Source organism: Phycisphaeraceae bacterium, from assembly GCA_015709595.1.
Lineage (GTDB): Bacteria > Planctomycetota > Phycisphaerae > Phycisphaerales > SM1A02 > CAADGA01.
The window spans coordinates 3,043,094-3,059,537 of record CP054178.1; the positions used below are offsets into that span (position 1 = coordinate 3,043,094).

Genomic DNA, 16,444 nt, shown 5'->3' on the forward strand with positions numbered 1-16,444 from the left:
CAGGAGAACGCGAGAGCCGCTGCGAGTGATTCCGAGTCTCACGTTCGTCGGGACGGACGTGGTCCGCGAACGGTGGACACATGTCGACTCCGCTTGAGGCGTTGGGTCGGCTTGCAACCCGCTGCGGCATGCTTCACTGGTACCGCGCCCACCGGATCAGCTCGATCGGCGAAGGCGGCTTGCCCGACATCAGCACGCCGACGCGGAAGATCTTGGCCGCCAGCCACACCATGCCCACCACGCACGCGTAGCCCCACACGATGCTGGCGATCACCTGCCACAGGGGCACGTGCTCGTCGGCGCAGAGCCGCAGGATCATCACGAAGGGTGTGGCGGGTGGCACGAAACTGAAGATCGTGGCGATCATCCCGTTGGGTGCCTGGCTGATGGGCATCCACAGCATCAGCGGGAACATGAGCAGGATCATCACCGGCGTCAGCAGCGAGTTGGCCTCGCGGATGTCGCTCACTGCGCTGCCCACGGCGGCCATCATCGAGGCCACCATGAAGTACGCCATGAAGAAGAAGACGCCCAGGTACACCAGCTGCGTCCACGGCACCAGCCCGGACTGAGACAGCATGACAAGAGCGAACACTCCCGCCGCGGAATAGACGCCGAGGATCACCAGCCCCACCGCCGCCTGGCCAAGGATCTTTCCCGCCAGCAGTTGCAGCGGGCTGACGGCGGAGAGCAGCACCTCCATCACCTTGTTCGACTTCTCCTCGATGGTGGAGTTGAGCAGGTGCTGCCCGGTGGAGAAGACCGAGATCCACAGGAGCATCATGAAGGCCATGGGAATGATGAAGCGGCGGATCTCGCGCAGCTTCTCCGTCTCCTGGGCCACCTCGCCCGAGGCCAGCAGGCGGTTGGTGGCGGCGCGGGGGCGCTCCAGCACCGCCCGGGTGCGCGCCAGGTCCATCCCCGCACGCTCGGCGCGCACCCGCACCGCGGCGCGGCCCAGACGCTCCTCGATGAGCGAGGTGTGGGTGCCCTCCAACCCCTCGGCCACGAAGAGATCAAAGGTGGCGCTCGAACCATTGACGGGGATGTCCAGCGCCTGGGGCGGAATGATCGCCGCCGCGAGAATCTCGCCGCCGCGCACCATGGCGCTGAGCGACTCGGGCGTGGCCCCGTCCGGCGCCGCGGCGACCTCGACCCTGATCTCGCCCCGCTGCATGGGGTTGGCGTTCACGCCACTGGCAAGGTTGCCCTCGCCCATGATCTGTTCGAGCCCTTGAGCGGCTTCCTTAACCTGCTCGGCGGCGTCACGGTCGATGGACCTGGGGTCGAACTCCAGCGTCGCGGCCTTCACCAGTTCGCCAGTCGGGTCGATCACCAGCACCTTGCCGACCAGAGGCGGGGGCTTGTGCGTGGCGAGGATCACCCCGGCCACCGCGCCCACGGCCACGACGAGCACCGGCACGCCCAGCACCGCCAGGAAGAACGCCAAGGTCAGCGCCGTGGATTTGAAGTCGCGCCAGGCGACGATGAGCACCTTATTCACGGCTGAGCTCCTCCCTGGCCGTCCGGGCGGCCTCGGCGCCGCGATCGGCCATCACGAGGCGGATGAACACCTCCTCCATCGTCAGCCGACGGAGCTCGACGGATCGCACGGAGCACCGGGCCACGATGTGCCGCAGCACGTCCTGCCGGTCGGCGTTTCCCTCCAGCTCCAGCTCCCACGCGCCGGTCTCCGGCATCGGTTCGGCTCGGACGACGCCGGGAATGGAGGCGAAGTCCGCCGCCCCGTTGAGCGGCTCGGCGACGATGGTGCGCGGGTCAAACCTGGCCCGGATCTCCGCCAGCGTGGCGTCCAGCAGCTTGACGCCCTTGTTGATGAGAAAGAAACGGTCGCAGATCAGCTCCGCCTGGTGAAGCACGTGAGTGGAGAAGATGATGGTTCGGCCAAGACCGTGCAACTCGCGGATCAACTGGTTGAGCAGCGCCGAGTTGACAGGGTCCAGCCCCGAGAACGGTTCATCCAGAATGATGAGGTCCGGCTCGTGGATGACCGCGGCCAGGAACTGCACCTTCTGCTGCATGCCCTTCGAGAGCTCCTGGCACTTCTTGCGGTTCACGCCGGGCAGTTGAATCTTCTCCAGCCAGTCGGCGACGCGGCGCTTCGCCTCAGGTGCGTCAATGCCCTTGAGCCGGGCGATGTAGTGCAGGTAGTCGGCGACGCGCATCTTGCGGTACAGCCCGCGCTCCTCGGGCAGGTAGCCGATGCGGTCCTTGTTGTGCAGGGCGTCGGAGCCGAGCACCTCGATCGTTCCGCGATCGGGGTAGATGATCGACATGACCATGCGGATGGTGGTGCTCTTGCCGGCGCCGTTGGGGCCGAGGAAGCCGCACACGCTGCCGATGGGAACGGTCAGGTCCAGGTCACGCACCGCCTGCGTGGAGCCGTAGGACTTGCAGACGCCTCGGATGGCGATGGCGGGATCGGGCAATTCATCCTCTCCGTGTGGTCGATTCCGTGCGGCAGGCAGGGTGCAACTGTAGGTCGTGGAGCACCCGACTTCACGCGGGTTGTTGGGAACCGGTGTGATCCACTTTTGCTCTCCGACGACTCGGCCATCCCCGGGGGCGTCTGATTGACCGTTGCAGGGAGCCGTTGATCATCAGGCCGCGCTTCCGGCGGGCGGCGTGCTATCTTGTCTCCTTCACACGCGCGGCGTCGCCTGCTCTCATCCCGTTTCGCGGCTCATCATTGTTTTCGCATGGGCTTCATCACGCACATTCCCGGCACGAATCCGGTCGTCCAGCCGCCGCGTCACCCGCGGGCGAAGGGGGTGGGCATTGTCGGGCTGCACGAGGGCCGCACACTGCTCATCGCGCTCGACACGCGATGCGGGTACGCCTTTCCCGTGGCCGGCTGCGACCTTGATGAGGCCAAGATCGAGGCGGCCAGGCAGGTGCGCAGCGACCTGGTCTACACCACCGACTACGACGCCATGCTGGCCCGAGAGGACGTGGAGATCGTCGCCATCTACACGCCCGACGCGCTGCACGCCGAGCAGATCGTGAAGGCGTTCGACGCGGGCAAGGACGTCATCTGCACCAAGCCGCTGGTGAACTCGGTTGAGGGCGCCCGCGCCGTGCTGGAGGCGGGTCGGCGGACGGGCCGGAACCTGCTGGTCGGTCAGTCCACGCGATTCTTCGAGCCATTCCTGAGGCAGCGGCGCGATTTCGAGCGGGGGGTGTTCGGCGACGTGGAGCTGGCCGATGCTCACTACATTCACCGCATGGACTGGTTCTACGAGAAGTCGAAATGGGCGGTCACCGACACCGACTGGGTGTTCCTGGGGCTGTCGCATCCCATCGACCTGCTGCGCTGGTACCTGGGACCGATCCGCTCGGTCCACGCCACCGGCGCGACCAGCGCGCTGGGGCGGAAGTACGGGCTCAAGTCGTTCGACCTGTACACGGTCAACGCGATCGCCACGGACGGGCGACTGGGCCGCGCGATGGGCCACTACGGCGTGCATGAACTGCCGCGGGCGCGGAACTGCATTGAACTGATGCTGTACGGCTCGAAGGGGTCGTCGCTGGCGCAGTACCACGACATGCGGTACCTTCGCACCGATGCGGACAACACCGAGGTGATGGAGGACCACCTCTACGCCGGGCGGCACTACTACTTCAACAGCGAAGTGCATGGCATGCATTATGGCGAGTTCGCCAACTACGCCGAGCACTTCGCCAGGGCGATCATCGAGAAGGCGCCGCACGCGCCGGGGCTGCGGGAGGGCGTGGAGACGTTCTGCGTGATGGAGGCGGTGCGGCGGTCGGCGCGCACCGGCGAAGTAGTCCCGGTGGAGCCGATCCTGCGCGAGGTGGGGCTGGTGTGAAAGATGACGGTCACGGGAGGGGACGCCCGTGCCACTGATTCAGTCGCATACGGCCCCCCGCGCCGCTGAACAGCGGGTTACCTCGATGAGGTCAGCTTCACATCCGCATCCTTCATGGCCTTGACAAGCCGGGCCTCGATGTTCGGAAGGTAGGCGGCTTTCTCCTCCCCTTGTGCCTTGAGTGACGCCAGCAGACCCGTCAAGGCCCAGGGGTTCTCCGGGTGGCGGGCCAGATCGTGCCAGTAGACGATCTCCGCCTCGGCCGGGCGTCCGGCGTCCAGCAGCGCGGCGCCCAAGGCGTGACGAGGCGGGTAGAACCAATCCTCGGGCTCGTTGTAGCGGAGGGCGTCGTAATGCCGCGTGGCGGCATCAAAGTGCGCGATGGCTTCGGGCAGGTCGCCCGAGGCGCGGGCGATTTCGCCGGCGAGCAGTTGCTCCGCGGTGCGCAGAATGCCGGGGATCGACGAGTTGATGAAGATCAGGTCCGATTCGAGATCGGGATCAGTGATCGCCTCCGTCAGGCGCGTCAACTCCTGTTTCGCCTCGTTCACCTTGCCGGTGCCGGCCAGCGCCATGCCGCGCGCGAAGCGCCAGAAGGCGGTTTCGTAGACGTGATCCACACTCGGGCGCGGCTCGTTCAGGACATCCTGCCACCGGCTGAAGCGCACCAGCGCCGCCAGCGGCGTGATGAGCATCTGCTGCATGTTCTTCTCCATGCCGGGTGCGACGCGACTCGCCACCTTGCGGGCCGCCTCGAGCGCCGGGCCGGAGCGGGCGCGGAACGTCTCCGCCGCCCACAGGAAGTGAATGTTGTGCGGGTAGTACGCCGCGGGGTAGATGCCCTGCGCCCGGCACTGCGAGATATACCCCTCGTCCACCGCCACGGCCCGCACGTTGGCATTGACGGCGTCTTCGTATCGCCCGATGCGCAGGTAGATGTGCGAAGGCATGTGAACGAGGTGCCCGGCGCCAGGAATGAGCGCGCCCAGCGCATCGGCGCTCCGCTCGCCGCGGAACGGATCGGTCGATGCCTCAACGATGTGGATGTAGGCGTGATGCGCCCCGGCGTGACGGGGGTTGCGGCTGATCACCGTCTCCAGGACGCGGATCACGTCCTGCGTGCCAGGCCTCTGGCTGCCATCCGGGTTCCAGTAGTCCCACGGCATCAGGTTCATCAGCGCGTCGGCGTAGAGGACTGCCGCGTCGTCGTCGTGGGGAAACCGCTCATGCACGCGCTTCATGGCGCCGGCGAAGGCGCGGTCGAGCGCGGCGCGGTCGGCATCGGGCTTGTCGCTGTAGCGTGCGGCGAGGGCGTCGATGTACGCCTGCTCCAGTTCGCTGGCCTTGGGTCTGAGCGCGACGGCCCGCTGCAGCGCTGCCCATGCCTCGGGGATCGCCGCCGGGTCCATGGGCACGTTGATGTTCGGACCCAGCGCGTAGGCCTCGCCCCACGCGGCCATGGCGCAGTCCGGGTCGAGCCGGGCCGTCTCGCGGTAGGCGCGGATCGCCTCGGCGTGATTGAACCCGTAGGTGAGCGCCAGCCCCTGGTTGAAGTAGCGCTGCGCCAACGCTGACCTGGTGGTGACCGTGAACTGGTAGTCGCCCATGCCGTCGAGGAGCGGCGCCAGTCGCCCGTCGCGCGTGGTGGCGGCCAGTCCCTCATCCTGACGCGCCTCGCCGTGCTGGGCGATCGCGGCTGGCGACACAGTGACGGCGACGGCGATAGCGAAGCCGGAAACGAGAACGCCGCCGCGAATGCCCAGATCCCGCGTGGTGCTCATGGCGTGTTCCTCCGAGATGATTGGAACAAGTATACGCACGGCGATCCGGCCGCAGTACGTGCGGCCGGGCCGGCTCCGTGGGCGCCTCAGACCTCGTCGGTCGCCTGCAATCGCGCCTCGCGCCGGTCGGCGAAGATCGATGCCAGCACACCCACGGTGAGAATGCCGCCGATGATGGACAGCGAGAGCACGTCATTGATCTTCATGTCCGGCTCGTCGATGAAGTAGCCGTTCCACATCATCTTCACGCCCACGTAGGCGAGCAGAAAGACCAGCGACAGCTTGAGGTAGCGGAACTTGTCGATCAGTCCCGCCAGCGCGAAGTACAGCGACCTCAGCCCGCAGATGGCGAACACGTTGGACGTGAACACGATGAACGGATCGCTGGTGACGGCGAAGATGGCCGGAATCGAGTCAATGGCGAACATCACGTCGCTGGTCTCGACGAGAATCAGGGCCAGGAACATGGGCGTGATGGCGGTGCGCAGACCGCCCGATGGATTGGGCACCTTGACGAAGAAGTGGCTGCCCTCCACGTCCGTGCGCACGATCCACAGACGACGCGCGATGCGCACCGCGAGGTTGCGGTCCGGATGGATGTTCTCCGTCCTGGACAGCAGCATCTTGGCGGCGGTGGCCAGCAGCAGCACCCCGAAGACGTAGACCATCCAGTGAAAACGGGCGATCAGAACAGCGCCCAGCGCGATCATGACGCCGCGAAGAATCAGCGCGCCCATGATGCCCCAGAACAGCACCCGGTGCTGCTGGCTCAGCGGCACCCGGAAGTACGCGAAGATCGTGGCGATGACGAACATGTTGTCCACCGACAGCGACTGCTCGAGCAGGTAGCCCATGAAGAACTGCAGCGCCGCCGTCTTGCCCGGCTTGTGATGGGAGTGGTAGTCGTTGAAGTGGAAGAGGTTGTGCTCGTACAGGAAGTAGACGAGCACGTTGAAGGAGAGCGCCAGGGTCACCCACCCCGCGGTGCGCAGCAGCGCCTCGCGCACGCCGATGACGTGGGCCTTGCGCCCGATCAAACCCAGGTCCAGGGCGATCAGCACGAGGATGACGAGCACGAAGCCCGCGAAGAAGGCGATCAGCATGGTCCCATCCGGTCCGCGTTGATTCAGGGGATGTTGCGGGCCTCAGTCGGTGCAACGGCTCGGATGATAGCGACAGGCATGGGCCGGTCCCTGTCGCGTGCGTGTCCTCGCGGGACACGTGAAAGCCGACGCTTCCGCGCCTACCATGTCCGCCCGTCGAGGCGTGCTCCGCACGCCGGTTGAACGCCGTCAAGGGTCACCACATGGTCTGGTTTACGCTGATCACCCTGCTGTTCACCATCATCTCGATCGTGATGATTCTGATCATTCTCGTGCAGCGCCCGCAGGGGGGCGGACTGGCGGGCGCGTTCGGCGGTGCGGGTGGGGGCGGGGCCGACACCGTGTTCGGCGGACGCGTCGGAGACGTGCTGACGTGGACCACCAGCATTGTCTTCGCGGTCTTCCTGCTGGTGGCGGTGGGGTTGAACTGGCTGGACGATCTGGCTACGGAGCCGCTGACCACTCCTCCGGCGGTGACCGGCGCGGACAACGGCGCCACGCCGACGGGCGGGGGAACGGACTCGGGCGCGGCCACGGGCGGGGGAGGCGCTTCCACACCCGGCGGAACAGGGGGCGGTTCGGGCGGGGGTCAGTAACCCATGATCCGCTCCATGACGGGATTCGGGGTCGCCACGGCGGAGGATGCCGGCACCCATTACACCGTCGAAGTGCGATCGCTCAACAACAAGTACTTCAAGGGCACGCTGCGCCTGCCGGATGAGTTGCAGGCGCTGGAGGCGGAACTGGAGCCCGCGCTGCGACGGCGTCTCAACCGGGGCAGCGTGGTGCTCACACTGCAGTACTCCGACGTGTCGGAGCAGGCCGGGGCGCACATCAACACCGCCGCGCTGGCCTCGTACCTGAAGCAACTCAACGGACTGGGTTCAACGCTCGGCGACACGGCGGTGCGCGTTGATGTCGGCTCGCTGCTGGCCCTGCCAGGCGTGGTGGTGCAGCAGCCGCGCGAGGATCGGCTGGAGGCCGCCCGCTCCGTGGTGCTGCGTCTGGCCGACGAGGCCTGCGACCGGCTGCTGGCCATGCGCGAGCGCGAGGGGCGCATGCTTCACGACGACCTGCACCGCAACCGGGCCCTGATCGCCGAGCGGCTCGCGGTGGTGGCCCGGCGGGCCCCCGCGGTGGTGGAGGAGTACCAGGCGCGGCTGCGTCAGCGGGTGGAATCGCTTCTTCGTGACAGCGGCGCCGCCGTGCGCGACGAGGATCTGATCCGCGAGGTCGCCGTGTACGCCGAGCGATCCGACATCGCCGAGGAGATCGCCCGGCTCACCGCGCACCTCGATCAGTTCGGCGAGATCATCGACGCCACCGACCCCGAGCCGGCGGGACGCACGCTTGACTTCCTGACGCAGGAAATGCTCCGCGAGGCCAACACCATCGCCAGCAAGTCCAGCGATACCGAGATCAGCCGCGCCATCGTGGAGATCAAGGGGGCCATCGACCGCATCCGCGAACAGGTGCAGAACGTCGAGTAGACCACGGGTACGCCGATGTCCGAAGGGTCCACCCAGCCGGTTTCCGCATCGTCAGCGCCAGTCCGTGCGGACGGGCGCCTGGCGGCGGGTGCGTTCGTGGGCGTGCTGGCGGCGCTGCTGGTCATCGGCCTTTCGTGGGAGCCGACGCATCTGCGCGGCGTGCGCATGCTCCCGCACACCGTGACCGGACGTTTTGCATTGCCCGAGGTGGGGGAACCGTCGGGCATCGCCTTTCACCCTGGTCGCCAGTCGCTGTTTGTCGTGGGCGATGGCGGGGGGCTCGCCGAGGTGTCCCTGAGCGGGGCCGCTTTGCAACGGCGTGACCTGGGTCTGCGAAACCTGGAAGCCGTCACCGTTGATCCCGCCACGGGGCTGATCTACGTCGGCGTGGAGGAGGCGGAGCAGATTCTCGAGGTTGATCCCCAGACCCTCGACATCGCGCGTCGGTTCGACATCGAGCGCATCTTCGACGGGCGAACCGTTCTGGCCGAGGGCGGCGCGGAGACCGGGCTGGAAGGGCTGGCCTTCGTGCCCGACGCCGCTCACCCCGAAGGCGGTACGTTCTTCATCCTCAACCAGGCGTTCTCCGACGATGATCCGAACGACGCCAGCGCGATCCTGGAAGTGGAGGCGCCGCTTCGCTCGTCCACCGAGCGACGAGCGCCGGCCAGGATCATCCGCTTCTGGCCGGGGGAGATTCCTGACCTTTCCGCCGCGCACTGGGACGCCGTGCGCCGGCGGCTGTGGGTGGCGAGCGATCAACTCAACCTGGTGATGCTCTTCAACCCGGAATCGGGCGCGTTTGAGCATCGGTGGCGTCTGCCTGGCGTGGAGCAGGAGGGATTCACGCTGGATGACGCCGGTCATGCATGGATCGCCCAGGATGTGGGCGGGCTGATCCGGCTGCGGCTTGACCTGCCCGATGAGTGACCCGTTCGTTCGAAGCATCTCGCGTGTGTTTCGATTCCGGTACGATGATTCCCGGCACGTGCGTTCTTCCGCCCATCATGCCAGCGTTCGAGGGGGGCCATGACGAACACTCCTGAACCCGGAGGCCGACTCAACCGCAAGGCGCTCGTCGCGCTGCTGGAGGCGACGCGCGCCATCACGCTGGAGCGCGCGGTGGACCCCGTTCTGGAGCAGATCACCCGGCAGGCGGCGTCGATCCTCGAAGCCGAGGCGGCCAGCATCCTGCTGCTGACGGGCGAAGGCAGGGAACTCGAGTTCCGCACCGCGGTCGGCCCGGCCTCGGGGCGGCTGAGGCGCTTCCGCATGCCGGCGGACGCCGGTATCGCCGGTCAGGTGCTGCGCACGGGTCGGGCGGTCCGGCTTGACGAGGCGCGGGAGAATCGGCACTTCTTCGCCGCGGTGGATGAAGCCACCGACATGCGAACCCGCGGCATGGTGGCGGCGCCGCTCATCGACCAGGGCGAGCCGCAGGGGGTTCTGGAAGTGCTCAACCCGAAGGGTCGGGCGTGTTTCGGCGAGGAAGACGTTGAACTGCTCCAGCTCTTCGCCAACATCGCCGCCGGAGCGCTGCGCACCGTGCGGGTGCTGGACGCGGCCACCCGTGAGAACCGCGCGCTGCGGGCGGCGCGCGGGGGTGTTGAAGTGGTGGGGCAATCGCCCGCCCTGGCCGAGGCGATGCGACTCTGTCAACGTGTGGCCGGCGCCACCACCACCGTGCTGCTGCTGGGAGAGACGGGTACCGGCAAGGAGGTCGCCGCACGCGCCATTCACGCCGCCTCGAGACGGGCGGACAAGCCCTTCGTCGCCGCCAACTGCGCGGCGTTCAGCGATCACCTGCTCGAGAGCGAGCTCTTCGGCCATGAGAAGGGCGCCTTCACCGGCGCCGATCGGGACCGCGCCGGGCTGTTCGAGCTGGCCGAGGGCGGCACGCTCTTTCTCGACGAGGTCGGCGAGACCAGCCCCGCCACGCAGGCCAAGCTGCTCCGCGTGCTTCAGGAGCGCGAGTTCACGCGGCTGGGCGGCTCTACGACCATCCCCTGCGACGTGCGCGTTCTCGCCGCCACCAACCGCGACCTGCACGCCGACGTGGCCGCCGGGCGGTTCCGCGAGGATCTGCTCTACCGGCTTCACGTCTTTCCCATCCGCATGCCGCCGCTGCGCGAGCGGCGCCAGGACATTCCCCGGCTGGTCGATCACTTCACGCACCGCATCGCCGCCGACATGGGCGTTTCCGCGCCATCCGTCGCTTCCGGCGTGCTCGATGCGATGATGACCTATCACTGGCCCGGCAACATACGCGAGCTGCGCAACGTCATTGAGCGATGCGTGCTGCTGGCCGACCCGGATGTGCGGGTGGAGCATCTGCCGCCGGAAGTGACGCGAGGTGGTGCGGCAACCGACCCTGTCGGAACGACGACCCGGACAATTGCGGCAGCGTCGCAACCGGCGCCGCGAGCCGCGGACCAGACCTATGCGGCCCAGGAACGGGCGATCATCGCCGCCGCGCTCGATGCCGCCGACTGGAACCAATCCGAGGCGGCCCGGCGACTCGACGTGACGCGCGACTTTCTGCGTCACCGGATTCGCCTGTACGCGTTGACCCGTCCGGAATGAGCGATCGGGGAGCGGGCCTCGTCGGTTGGGCGTTCACCCCCAGCCGGTGCGGCTGCAGCCCCACCCTTCACCCGCGCACCCCCTCCGGCGCTCCAGAATCGGCGTCGATTCGGTCTGGCACGGTTCCTGCAATGGTTCATCCGGCTCCTCGCCCTTCCGGGCTTTCAGGAGTCGAACCATGTCACTGCCGACTCGCCCGATCATCCCGTTCCATGCAACGCTCACTCTGGCGTGCGGCGTGCTGGCCGCACCGGCCTTCGCGGGCCACTTCAACGGTGACGGCTCCGATGACACCGCGATCGGCATGCCCGAAACCATCGACACAAACGACTGGTTCGCCATCGTTCGTTCAGCGTGAACTTGTTCAAGGGAGTTCTCCCCGCCGGAGGGGATGGGGAGCGGCAGGGGAGGGGAAGGGGAGTGGAAGTCCGGGCCGCAAGGCCCGGACTGTTTTTTGTGTTGGCGCGTGCGGGTGTCGGGAGGGTTCATCATCCGGCGGCGGCGGGACTTGAGCCCGCCCGCGGACGCGGTTGGTCATGCGAGTGAATGATGTCGCCCTCCTCCGGCGTTTCGAGCGACAGTCGCGGCTTCCGCTTGTCGAGTTTGCCGATGACCCAGCCGTCATTGAGCATCACCTCCAGCGTCTGCATTGCGTGCTGCATGGCCACGCGACGATGCGGCGGCGGCAGCGTGGCGGCGAACTCGCGCTCCAGCGAAGTGAAGATCTCCCCCACGTTGGAGGTCGTGCCGAGCATCCGGATCAGGCGAGCGTGCATGTCCGCCACCGGCAAACGCAGATGGCCCTTGATGTAGCAGTCGATCGCCTCGATCCGGCCGTCCTGGTAGAGTGCGATGGGCTGGCGCTCCGCGCCGGTCAGGTTCAGCCGAAGCACGTTGACTTCGTTGAGTTGCCATGACGCATTGCGCTGCGTGAACATCTGCAACAGCTGCTTGGCCGCGGTCAGGTCGTAGCCGCCGATGCCGACCTGTCCGATGAAGTCGTTGGAGAACCCGCCTTGGGCCAGCCAGCGCCACGCCGCCTGCGGCGTCAGGCGCAATCCGGACTCGCGCGCGATCTCGGCGCAGTGTGCCTGCAGGTCAGTGAACTGGGCGTTGGCGGCGTACCAGAAGTCGGCGAATCGGATGTGCTGGCGCACTCGCGCCCGCTGGTTGTGGTCGTACTGGTCGCGCAGCCAGTCCGCGTTGTGCTCACCGGCGTCAAGGGCGATGATCGTGTACGCAGCTTCCCGCGCGCCGGTGTGCGTCAGCGTCAGCCCGGCCGAGAGAATCGGATCGGCGAATCCCGCCGCCTCGCCCACCAGCATCCAGTTCTCGCCCACGGTCCGGTCCGCCACGAAGGACCAGTCGCTGGTGGTCTCGAGGCGGCCTCGCGCCGTGGCGTTGGCCAGCAATCCCCTGAGCCGGTCCTCGCGCGACAGCGCCTCGTCATACAACTGCCGCGCGGTCCTGCCGGATTCCTTGTAGAACTTCGCGGGGCACACCAGTCCGACGCTGGTTCGCGTCGGACCGAGCGGGATGAACCAGATCCAGCCGAAGCCGACACTGACGACCTGAATGCGCGTGCCGCCCACGCCGATGTGCACCGCCCACTCGGCGTTCTCCCAATAGTCCCAGATGGCGATGTTCTGCAGCGCGGTGGGGGCCTGCACCGGAATCCCCAGCGCCCGGCGCATCACCCCGACGTGCCCGGATGAATCCACGTAGTGCCGCGCCTCAACGCGTCGTCCATCGGCCAGCGTCAGCCCCGTCACCCGGTCGCCCTCATGCTCCACGCGGCGCACCTGCGTCTGCTCATGCACCTCGCAGCCGAGCGACTCGGCATGGCGCAGCAGGATGTCGTCGTAGATGGCTCGGTCGACTTGGAAAGCCGTCTGGCGTCGCTGACCGACGAACTTCGCCGGCCTCGGCTCGTTCTTGAAGTCCTTGAGGGGGAGGAACTCGAAGTCCCACAACTCGCCTCTGCTCCCCCACTTGAAGGTGGCCCCGACCTTGATGGGAAAGTTCGCCGCTTCCACCTTGTCCCAGCAGCCCATTTCGTCCAGCACCGCGCTGATCGGCGGCAGCTGGCTCTCGCCGATGTGATCGCGCGGGAACCGCTCCTTCTCGAAGATGACCACACGCAGCGACGGAGCGTACTTCTTCAGCAGCGCGCCGCAGGTGCTGCCGCCGGGGCCGCCCCCGATGATCGCCACGTCACACTCGATTGTCCCGCCGCGCACCTCGTCCACGACCTGCACCCCACACGGCACCCCCGGTCGTGCCCGCATCACGGATCATTCACTGACCAAGATACCGCGCCTGGCGCACCCTGCCACCCCGAATCTCCACGTGCCACGGCAATTGGATGTGCCATTCGGTTCCGCGCGGCAGCCGCAGGCGGCTCGCCTCGGGGTACACGTCCACCACCACCGGATACGTGCTCCCGGCAGGCGTGGGCACCTGAATCAGCACCAACGGAATCGACGGCGGCGATTGCGCCAGTTGACGCAGGTGGGCGGCGCAGTGATGACACGTCTCCATGAAGAACACGATGTCGCAATCACCGGGAATCAGCGAGGGGTCCACCCACGTCGCCAGCACCGTCTCCCCGACCGGCTGGTCGATCCACGCGCCGGGCTGAAGCACCACGTAGCGGGGAAACCGAGCCGGCAGCCGCCACGAGCTGGAAGGGGTTCCGTCAGGCGGAGGCGCAACGGGCGGGGTTGAGCCATCGGACGGAGGCGCCTGCGATGCCGAGCCGCCCGTGCCGGACGAACCTGAGTCCAGGGGCGGCTGACGATCACCGACGGTCGATCCGGGACTGCGACCATCAGATGGACCATCCACCCTCGCCGCCTGCTGCACCCACAGACCCGCGACGACGGCCGCCGCCGCGCCTGCTCCGGGCGCCCACCAGCGCCAGGGTTGGCCGGCGAGCGCCGACCACGGACGGCTCAACGCCAGCAATGCCAGCAGCACACCGTCCACCACCATCATCACCCAGGGCGGCACGGTCAGGGCTGACCCGAAGCATCCGCACGAAGTCGCCCCTTCGGACATCTGCACCCCCAGCATGGCCATGAACGCCGCCAGCGCCGCCATGACGATCGGCCACGCCAGGCGCGGGGCGATGATCGCAGTCATGCCGATCAGTGCTTCGACCGCGATCACCAGCACCAGGAGGGCATGATGATCCCAGTACATCCAGCGCAGCAGCGCCGCCGGCAGGTCGGAGGGCGTCCCGAACAGCGTCTTGCCCAGCGCGCCCAGCAGGATGTACGCGCCGCCGGCGCGGACCACCAAGCCAGCGAAACCCGGGGCGTGCGGCGGCCATCGGCATGAACGGGGCGCATCAGTCATGAGAAAGACCTGCGAGCGGGTCAAGCTCATGGTAGCCGTTGAATCGCGCGCTTCGCGATGGAAGCGGTTCCCATCGTCATCGGCGAGGGTGATGTCGTGATGCATCGTCCTGCAAAAAAGAAACCGCCCGGCTGTGTGAGCCGGGCGGCTGAAACCTTCAGGATGAAGGATTCACGCGGTCGGGCGTAGTTCACGCACGACGACGGCGACGAGCCACGAGGCCGGCCGCGCCGAGCAGCGCCAGGGCGCCGGGGGCGGGGATCTCGTTCCACGTGATCTCGAGGTGCCAGTAGTCGAGCACGCCGAGGTCGCCGCCAGCACTGTCACCAATGCGCAGCTCCCACAGTCCGGCCATGTTCAGGCCGTCGTAGGTGGACAGGTCACCAGGAGCCGCCGCGCCGTGAGAGGGCTGGAAGCTCCTGGCGGGAATGGGATTCCCGAAGTTGCCCATGTTCTCGGAGGGGCCGCCGGTGCTCTCATCATCGTACGTGATGCGGTTGGCGAAGATGAGGTCGTTCGATGTGCCGCAGCAGCCGGTGCCGTCATCCGCGGGTTCCGCGAAGCCGGGGCGGCTGACGAGGGTGACGACCTGGCCGCCGGGGCCGACCAGCTTGATGGTCAGGTCGCCGGCCCACGTGTGGCTCATGCCAATCTGGACGTTGATGTCCTTGATGATGCCTTCCTGCTGAATCAGCAGGCGGTCAACCGCCATCGAGCCGAGCGTGCCGTTGTAGGTGTCGTCCGGGATCTGCACGTTGAGGCCGGGTCCGCGGCTGAAGATGGTGGTCACGCCCGCGAGGGCCGAGGGGGCGAGCAGCATGGCTGCCGCCGAGATGCCGAGTGCGAGTTTCATGATGCTTGGTCTCCTTCTCTCACCTGACGTCAGGAACAGGGGAACACACGTGTGCGGCAACGCGCCGCGAATCCGAAATCGCCGCCGACGAAGCGACGGGTCGGTCCTTGTCTGAGTTCATGGCTGACGCAACCCACGGCTCAGAACGGCCCGCCCCCAAGCGGGCCACCCATCAACCTAGCAGTTTTCTCGCATCGGGCAAGCGAAAACCGGACGGTTCGAGAGTTTTTCGAGTCGTGGACTCTGGAGGCGCGATGCGTCATCTTGCCAAGCCGCGCGCACGCAGTTTCTCCATTTTCACACGATGTCCCCGCGAGGACGTTCCTGAGCCAAAAAAAGCCATCGCCATTCGGATTGCCCAGATTGTCCAAGCCGATCAAACGGTGCGGATCGGAAAAAAACTTCCGAAGTCCGGATTTGAACCTTGGCATGGAATGAGATGGCTGTAGCATCCACCTCAGTGCCATTTCGCGATTCGGCTCGATGGTCGAGCCACTCCGGGGTGGCGATCAATAGCACGTTGCTCATGAAGTCGTCACGCTGCGGCGCGGCTGCTTCCGGGGAGCGCGTGAGAGGAGACATCAGATGAAGAAGTGTACGTTTCTGGGCGCAGTCGCCTGCGCCGCGGTCGGGTTGTCGGCCCACGCCGGGATCGACTTCGTGACCCAGACGCCCGACGCGGTGAACGGCTACTTCGCCGACTCCACGGGAAGTTCCCCGGCTCAGCGCATCGCCGACAACTTCGTCAGCCAGGCCTCGTGGAACATCGAGTACATGTCGTTCTGGGGCGGGTATTTCCCCAACAACACCCCCGTGACCGATGCGTTCACCATCGAGTTCCGGGCTGACAACGGCGGCCTGCCCGGCGCCGTGGTCCACACGACCACGCCGGCGAGTCTGGTCCGAACCGCCACCGGCATCGTCATCTTCGGCGTGGATGAGTACCGCTACGACGTCGTCCTGGCGGCTCCCGTGTCGCTTGGGGCGGGCACGTTCTGGGTCTCCGTGACCAACAGCACCAACTTCGGCTCGTCGTCTTCGTGGTTCTGGGAGACCAGTTCCGCCGGCGGCAACCAGGGGTCGTGGAGCCCCGACTCGGGCGGCACGTGGAACGGCCTGCCGAACGACCTGTCGATGATTCTGGGCGGTTCCGTCCCCGCTCCCGGCGCGCTGGCTCTGCTCGGCGCCGCGGGTCTGGTGGCCCGTCGCCGTCGTCGCGCCTGAACGCGATGACCTCTCCGTCGAGCGCCTGAGCGATCGGGCTCTCCTTGTTCAACAGCCGACCCGGCCTGCGACTCCCCGCGGGCCGGGTTTTTCGTTGCGGCTTGCACCATGATCAAGCGGCGTCCTGTGGCGCCTTCGGTAAGGATGGATCAGGACGAAGACAAAGGTTCACGCGCAACCCATCACCCGTTGACATCAT

Annotated in this window: 14 protein-coding genes; 7 read left to right on the plus strand and 7 right to left on the minus strand. The window is 66.9% G+C overall.

Annotation, left to right across the window (positions count from 1 at the left end; translation table 11 throughout):
• Positions 1–133 precede the first annotated feature (133 nt).
• Together HRU76_12855 and HRU76_12860 are read right to left on the minus strand one after the other, a co-directional pair.
• On the minus strand, positions 134–1,504 hold the full coding sequence (locus tag HRU76_12855) for an ABC transporter permease (protein ID QOJ18421.1): 1,371 nt from the start codon (positions 1,502–1,504) through the stop codon (positions 134–136).
• A complete protein-coding gene (locus HRU76_12860) occupies positions 1,497–2,450 on the minus strand; it encodes an ATP-binding cassette domain-containing protein (protein QOJ18422.1) in 954 nt (317 codons plus the stop codon). The genes HRU76_12855 and HRU76_12860 overlap by 8 nt, the downstream gene beginning before the upstream one ends.
• 270 nt (positions 2,451–2,720) lie before the next feature.
• Between HRU76_12860 and HRU76_12865 the strand changes: the two genes are divergently transcribed.
• Positions 2,721–3,851, plus strand: a complete 1,131-nt coding sequence (locus HRU76_12865; GenBank protein ID QOJ18423.1) for a Gfo/Idh/MocA family oxidoreductase — start codon at positions 2,721–2,723, stop codon at positions 3,849–3,851.
• Between the two features lie 77 nt (positions 3,852–3,928).
• Here HRU76_12865 and HRU76_12870 read toward each other — a convergent pair whose 3' ends face one another.
• Together HRU76_12870 and HRU76_12875 are read right to left on the minus strand one after the other, a co-directional pair.
• The gene (locus tag HRU76_12870; protein QOJ18424.1) at positions 3,929–5,632 is read right to left on the minus strand and encodes a hypothetical protein; all 1,704 of its coding nucleotides are present in this window, start codon (positions 5,630–5,632) and stop codon (positions 3,929–3,931) included.
• 86 nt (positions 5,633–5,718) lie between these two features.
• A complete protein-coding gene (locus HRU76_12875; GenBank protein QOJ18425.1) occupies positions 5,719–6,735 on the minus strand; it encodes a TerC family protein in 1,017 nt (338 codons plus the stop codon).
• A gap of 203 nt (positions 6,736–6,938) precedes the next feature.
• Between HRU76_12875 and secG the strand changes: the two genes are divergently transcribed.
• From secG to HRU76_12900, 5 genes are all read left to right on the plus strand, one after another.
• Positions 6,939–7,331: a preprotein translocase subunit SecG gene (gene secG / locus HRU76_12880; GenBank protein QOJ18426.1), complete on the plus strand. Its 393-nt coding sequence runs from the start codon at positions 6,939–6,941 to the stop codon at positions 7,329–7,331.
• A gap of 15 nt (positions 7,332–7,346) precedes the next feature.
• Positions 7,347–8,225 (plus strand): YicC family protein, encoded by an 879-nt coding sequence (locus HRU76_12885; protein QOJ18427.1) that lies wholly within the window; start codon positions 7,347–7,349, stop codon positions 8,223–8,225.
• A 15-nt stretch (positions 8,226–8,240) separates the two neighbouring features.
• Entirely contained in the window at positions 8,241–9,155 is a 915-nt protein-coding gene (locus HRU76_12890) for an SdiA-regulated domain-containing protein (GenBank protein ID QOJ18428.1), read from the plus strand.
• 99 nt (positions 9,156–9,254) lie between these two features.
• Complete coding sequence (locus HRU76_12895) at positions 9,255–10,808, plus strand: sigma 54-interacting transcriptional regulator (protein ID QOJ18429.1); 1,554 nt, start codon at positions 9,255–9,257, stop codon at positions 10,806–10,808.
• Positions 10,809–10,986: 178 nt separating this feature from the next.
• Complete coding sequence (locus tag HRU76_12900; GenBank protein QOJ18430.1) at positions 10,987–11,166, plus strand: hypothetical protein; 180 nt, start codon at positions 10,987–10,989, stop codon at positions 11,164–11,166.
• Positions 11,167–11,296: 130 nt separating this feature from the next.
• On the opposite strand, the gene HRU76_12905 is transcribed toward HRU76_12900, so the two are convergent.
• From HRU76_12905 to HRU76_12915, 3 genes are all read right to left on the minus strand, one after another.
• A complete protein-coding gene (locus HRU76_12905; protein QOJ18431.1) occupies positions 11,297–13,096 on the minus strand; it encodes a tryptophan 7-halogenase in 1,800 nt (599 codons plus the stop codon).
• 10 nt (positions 13,097–13,106) lie between these two features.
• Entirely contained in the window at positions 13,107–14,108 is a 1,002-nt protein-coding gene (locus HRU76_12910; protein QOJ18432.1) for a hypothetical protein, read from the minus strand.
• A 250-nt stretch (positions 14,109–14,358) separates the two neighbouring features.
• Positions 14,359–15,021 (minus strand): proprotein convertase P-domain-containing protein, encoded by a 663-nt coding sequence (locus HRU76_12915; GenBank protein QOJ18433.1) that lies wholly within the window; start codon positions 15,019–15,021, stop codon positions 14,359–14,361.
• Between the two features lie 585 nt (positions 15,022–15,606).
• Between HRU76_12915 and HRU76_12920 the strand changes: the two genes are divergently transcribed.
• Positions 15,607–16,245 carry a hypothetical protein gene (locus tag HRU76_12920; GenBank protein QOJ18434.1) on the plus strand — a complete coding sequence of 213 codons (639 nt, stop codon included), beginning with the start codon at positions 15,607–15,609 and terminating at the stop codon, positions 16,243–16,245.
• Positions 16,246–16,444: the final 199 nt, after the last annotated feature.

Excerpts from the sequence above, each read along its gene's own strand:
- HRU76_12865 (QOJ18423.1), top strand. The coding sequence starts at position 2,721 with ATGGGCTTCATCACGCACATTCCCGGCACGAATCCGGTCGTCCAGCCG.
- HRU76_12870 (QOJ18424.1), bottom strand. The coding sequence starts at position 5,632 with ATGAGCACCACGCGGGATCTGGGCATTCGCGGCGGCGTTCTCGTTTCC.
- HRU76_12875 (QOJ18425.1), bottom strand. The coding sequence starts at position 6,735 with ATGCTGATCGCCTTCTTCGCGGGCTTCGTGCTCGTCATCCTCGTGCTG.
- secG (QOJ18426.1), top strand. The coding sequence starts at position 6,939 with ATGGTCTGGTTTACGCTGATCACCCTGCTGTTCACCATCATCTCGATC.
- HRU76_12885 (QOJ18427.1), top strand. The coding sequence starts at position 7,347 with ATGACGGGATTCGGGGTCGCCACGGCGGAGGATGCCGGCACCCATTAC.
- HRU76_12890 (QOJ18428.1), top strand. The coding sequence starts at position 8,241 with ATGTCCGAAGGGTCCACCCAGCCGGTTTCCGCATCGTCAGCGCCAGTC.
- HRU76_12895 (QOJ18429.1), top strand. The coding sequence starts at position 9,255 with ATGACGAACACTCCTGAACCCGGAGGCCGACTCAACCGCAAGGCGCTC.
- HRU76_12900 (QOJ18430.1), top strand. The coding sequence starts at position 10,987 with ATGTCACTGCCGACTCGCCCGATCATCCCGTTCCATGCAACGCTCACT.
- HRU76_12905 (QOJ18431.1), bottom strand. The coding sequence starts at position 13,096 with ATGCGGGCACGACCGGGGGTGCCGTGTGGGGTGCAGGTCGTGGACGAG.
- HRU76_12915 (QOJ18433.1), bottom strand. The coding sequence starts at position 15,021 with ATGAAACTCGCACTCGGCATCTCGGCGGCAGCCATGCTGCTCGCCCCC.
- HRU76_12920 (QOJ18434.1), top strand. The coding sequence starts at position 15,607 with ATGAAGAAGTGTACGTTTCTGGGCGCAGTCGCCTGCGCCGCGGTCGGG.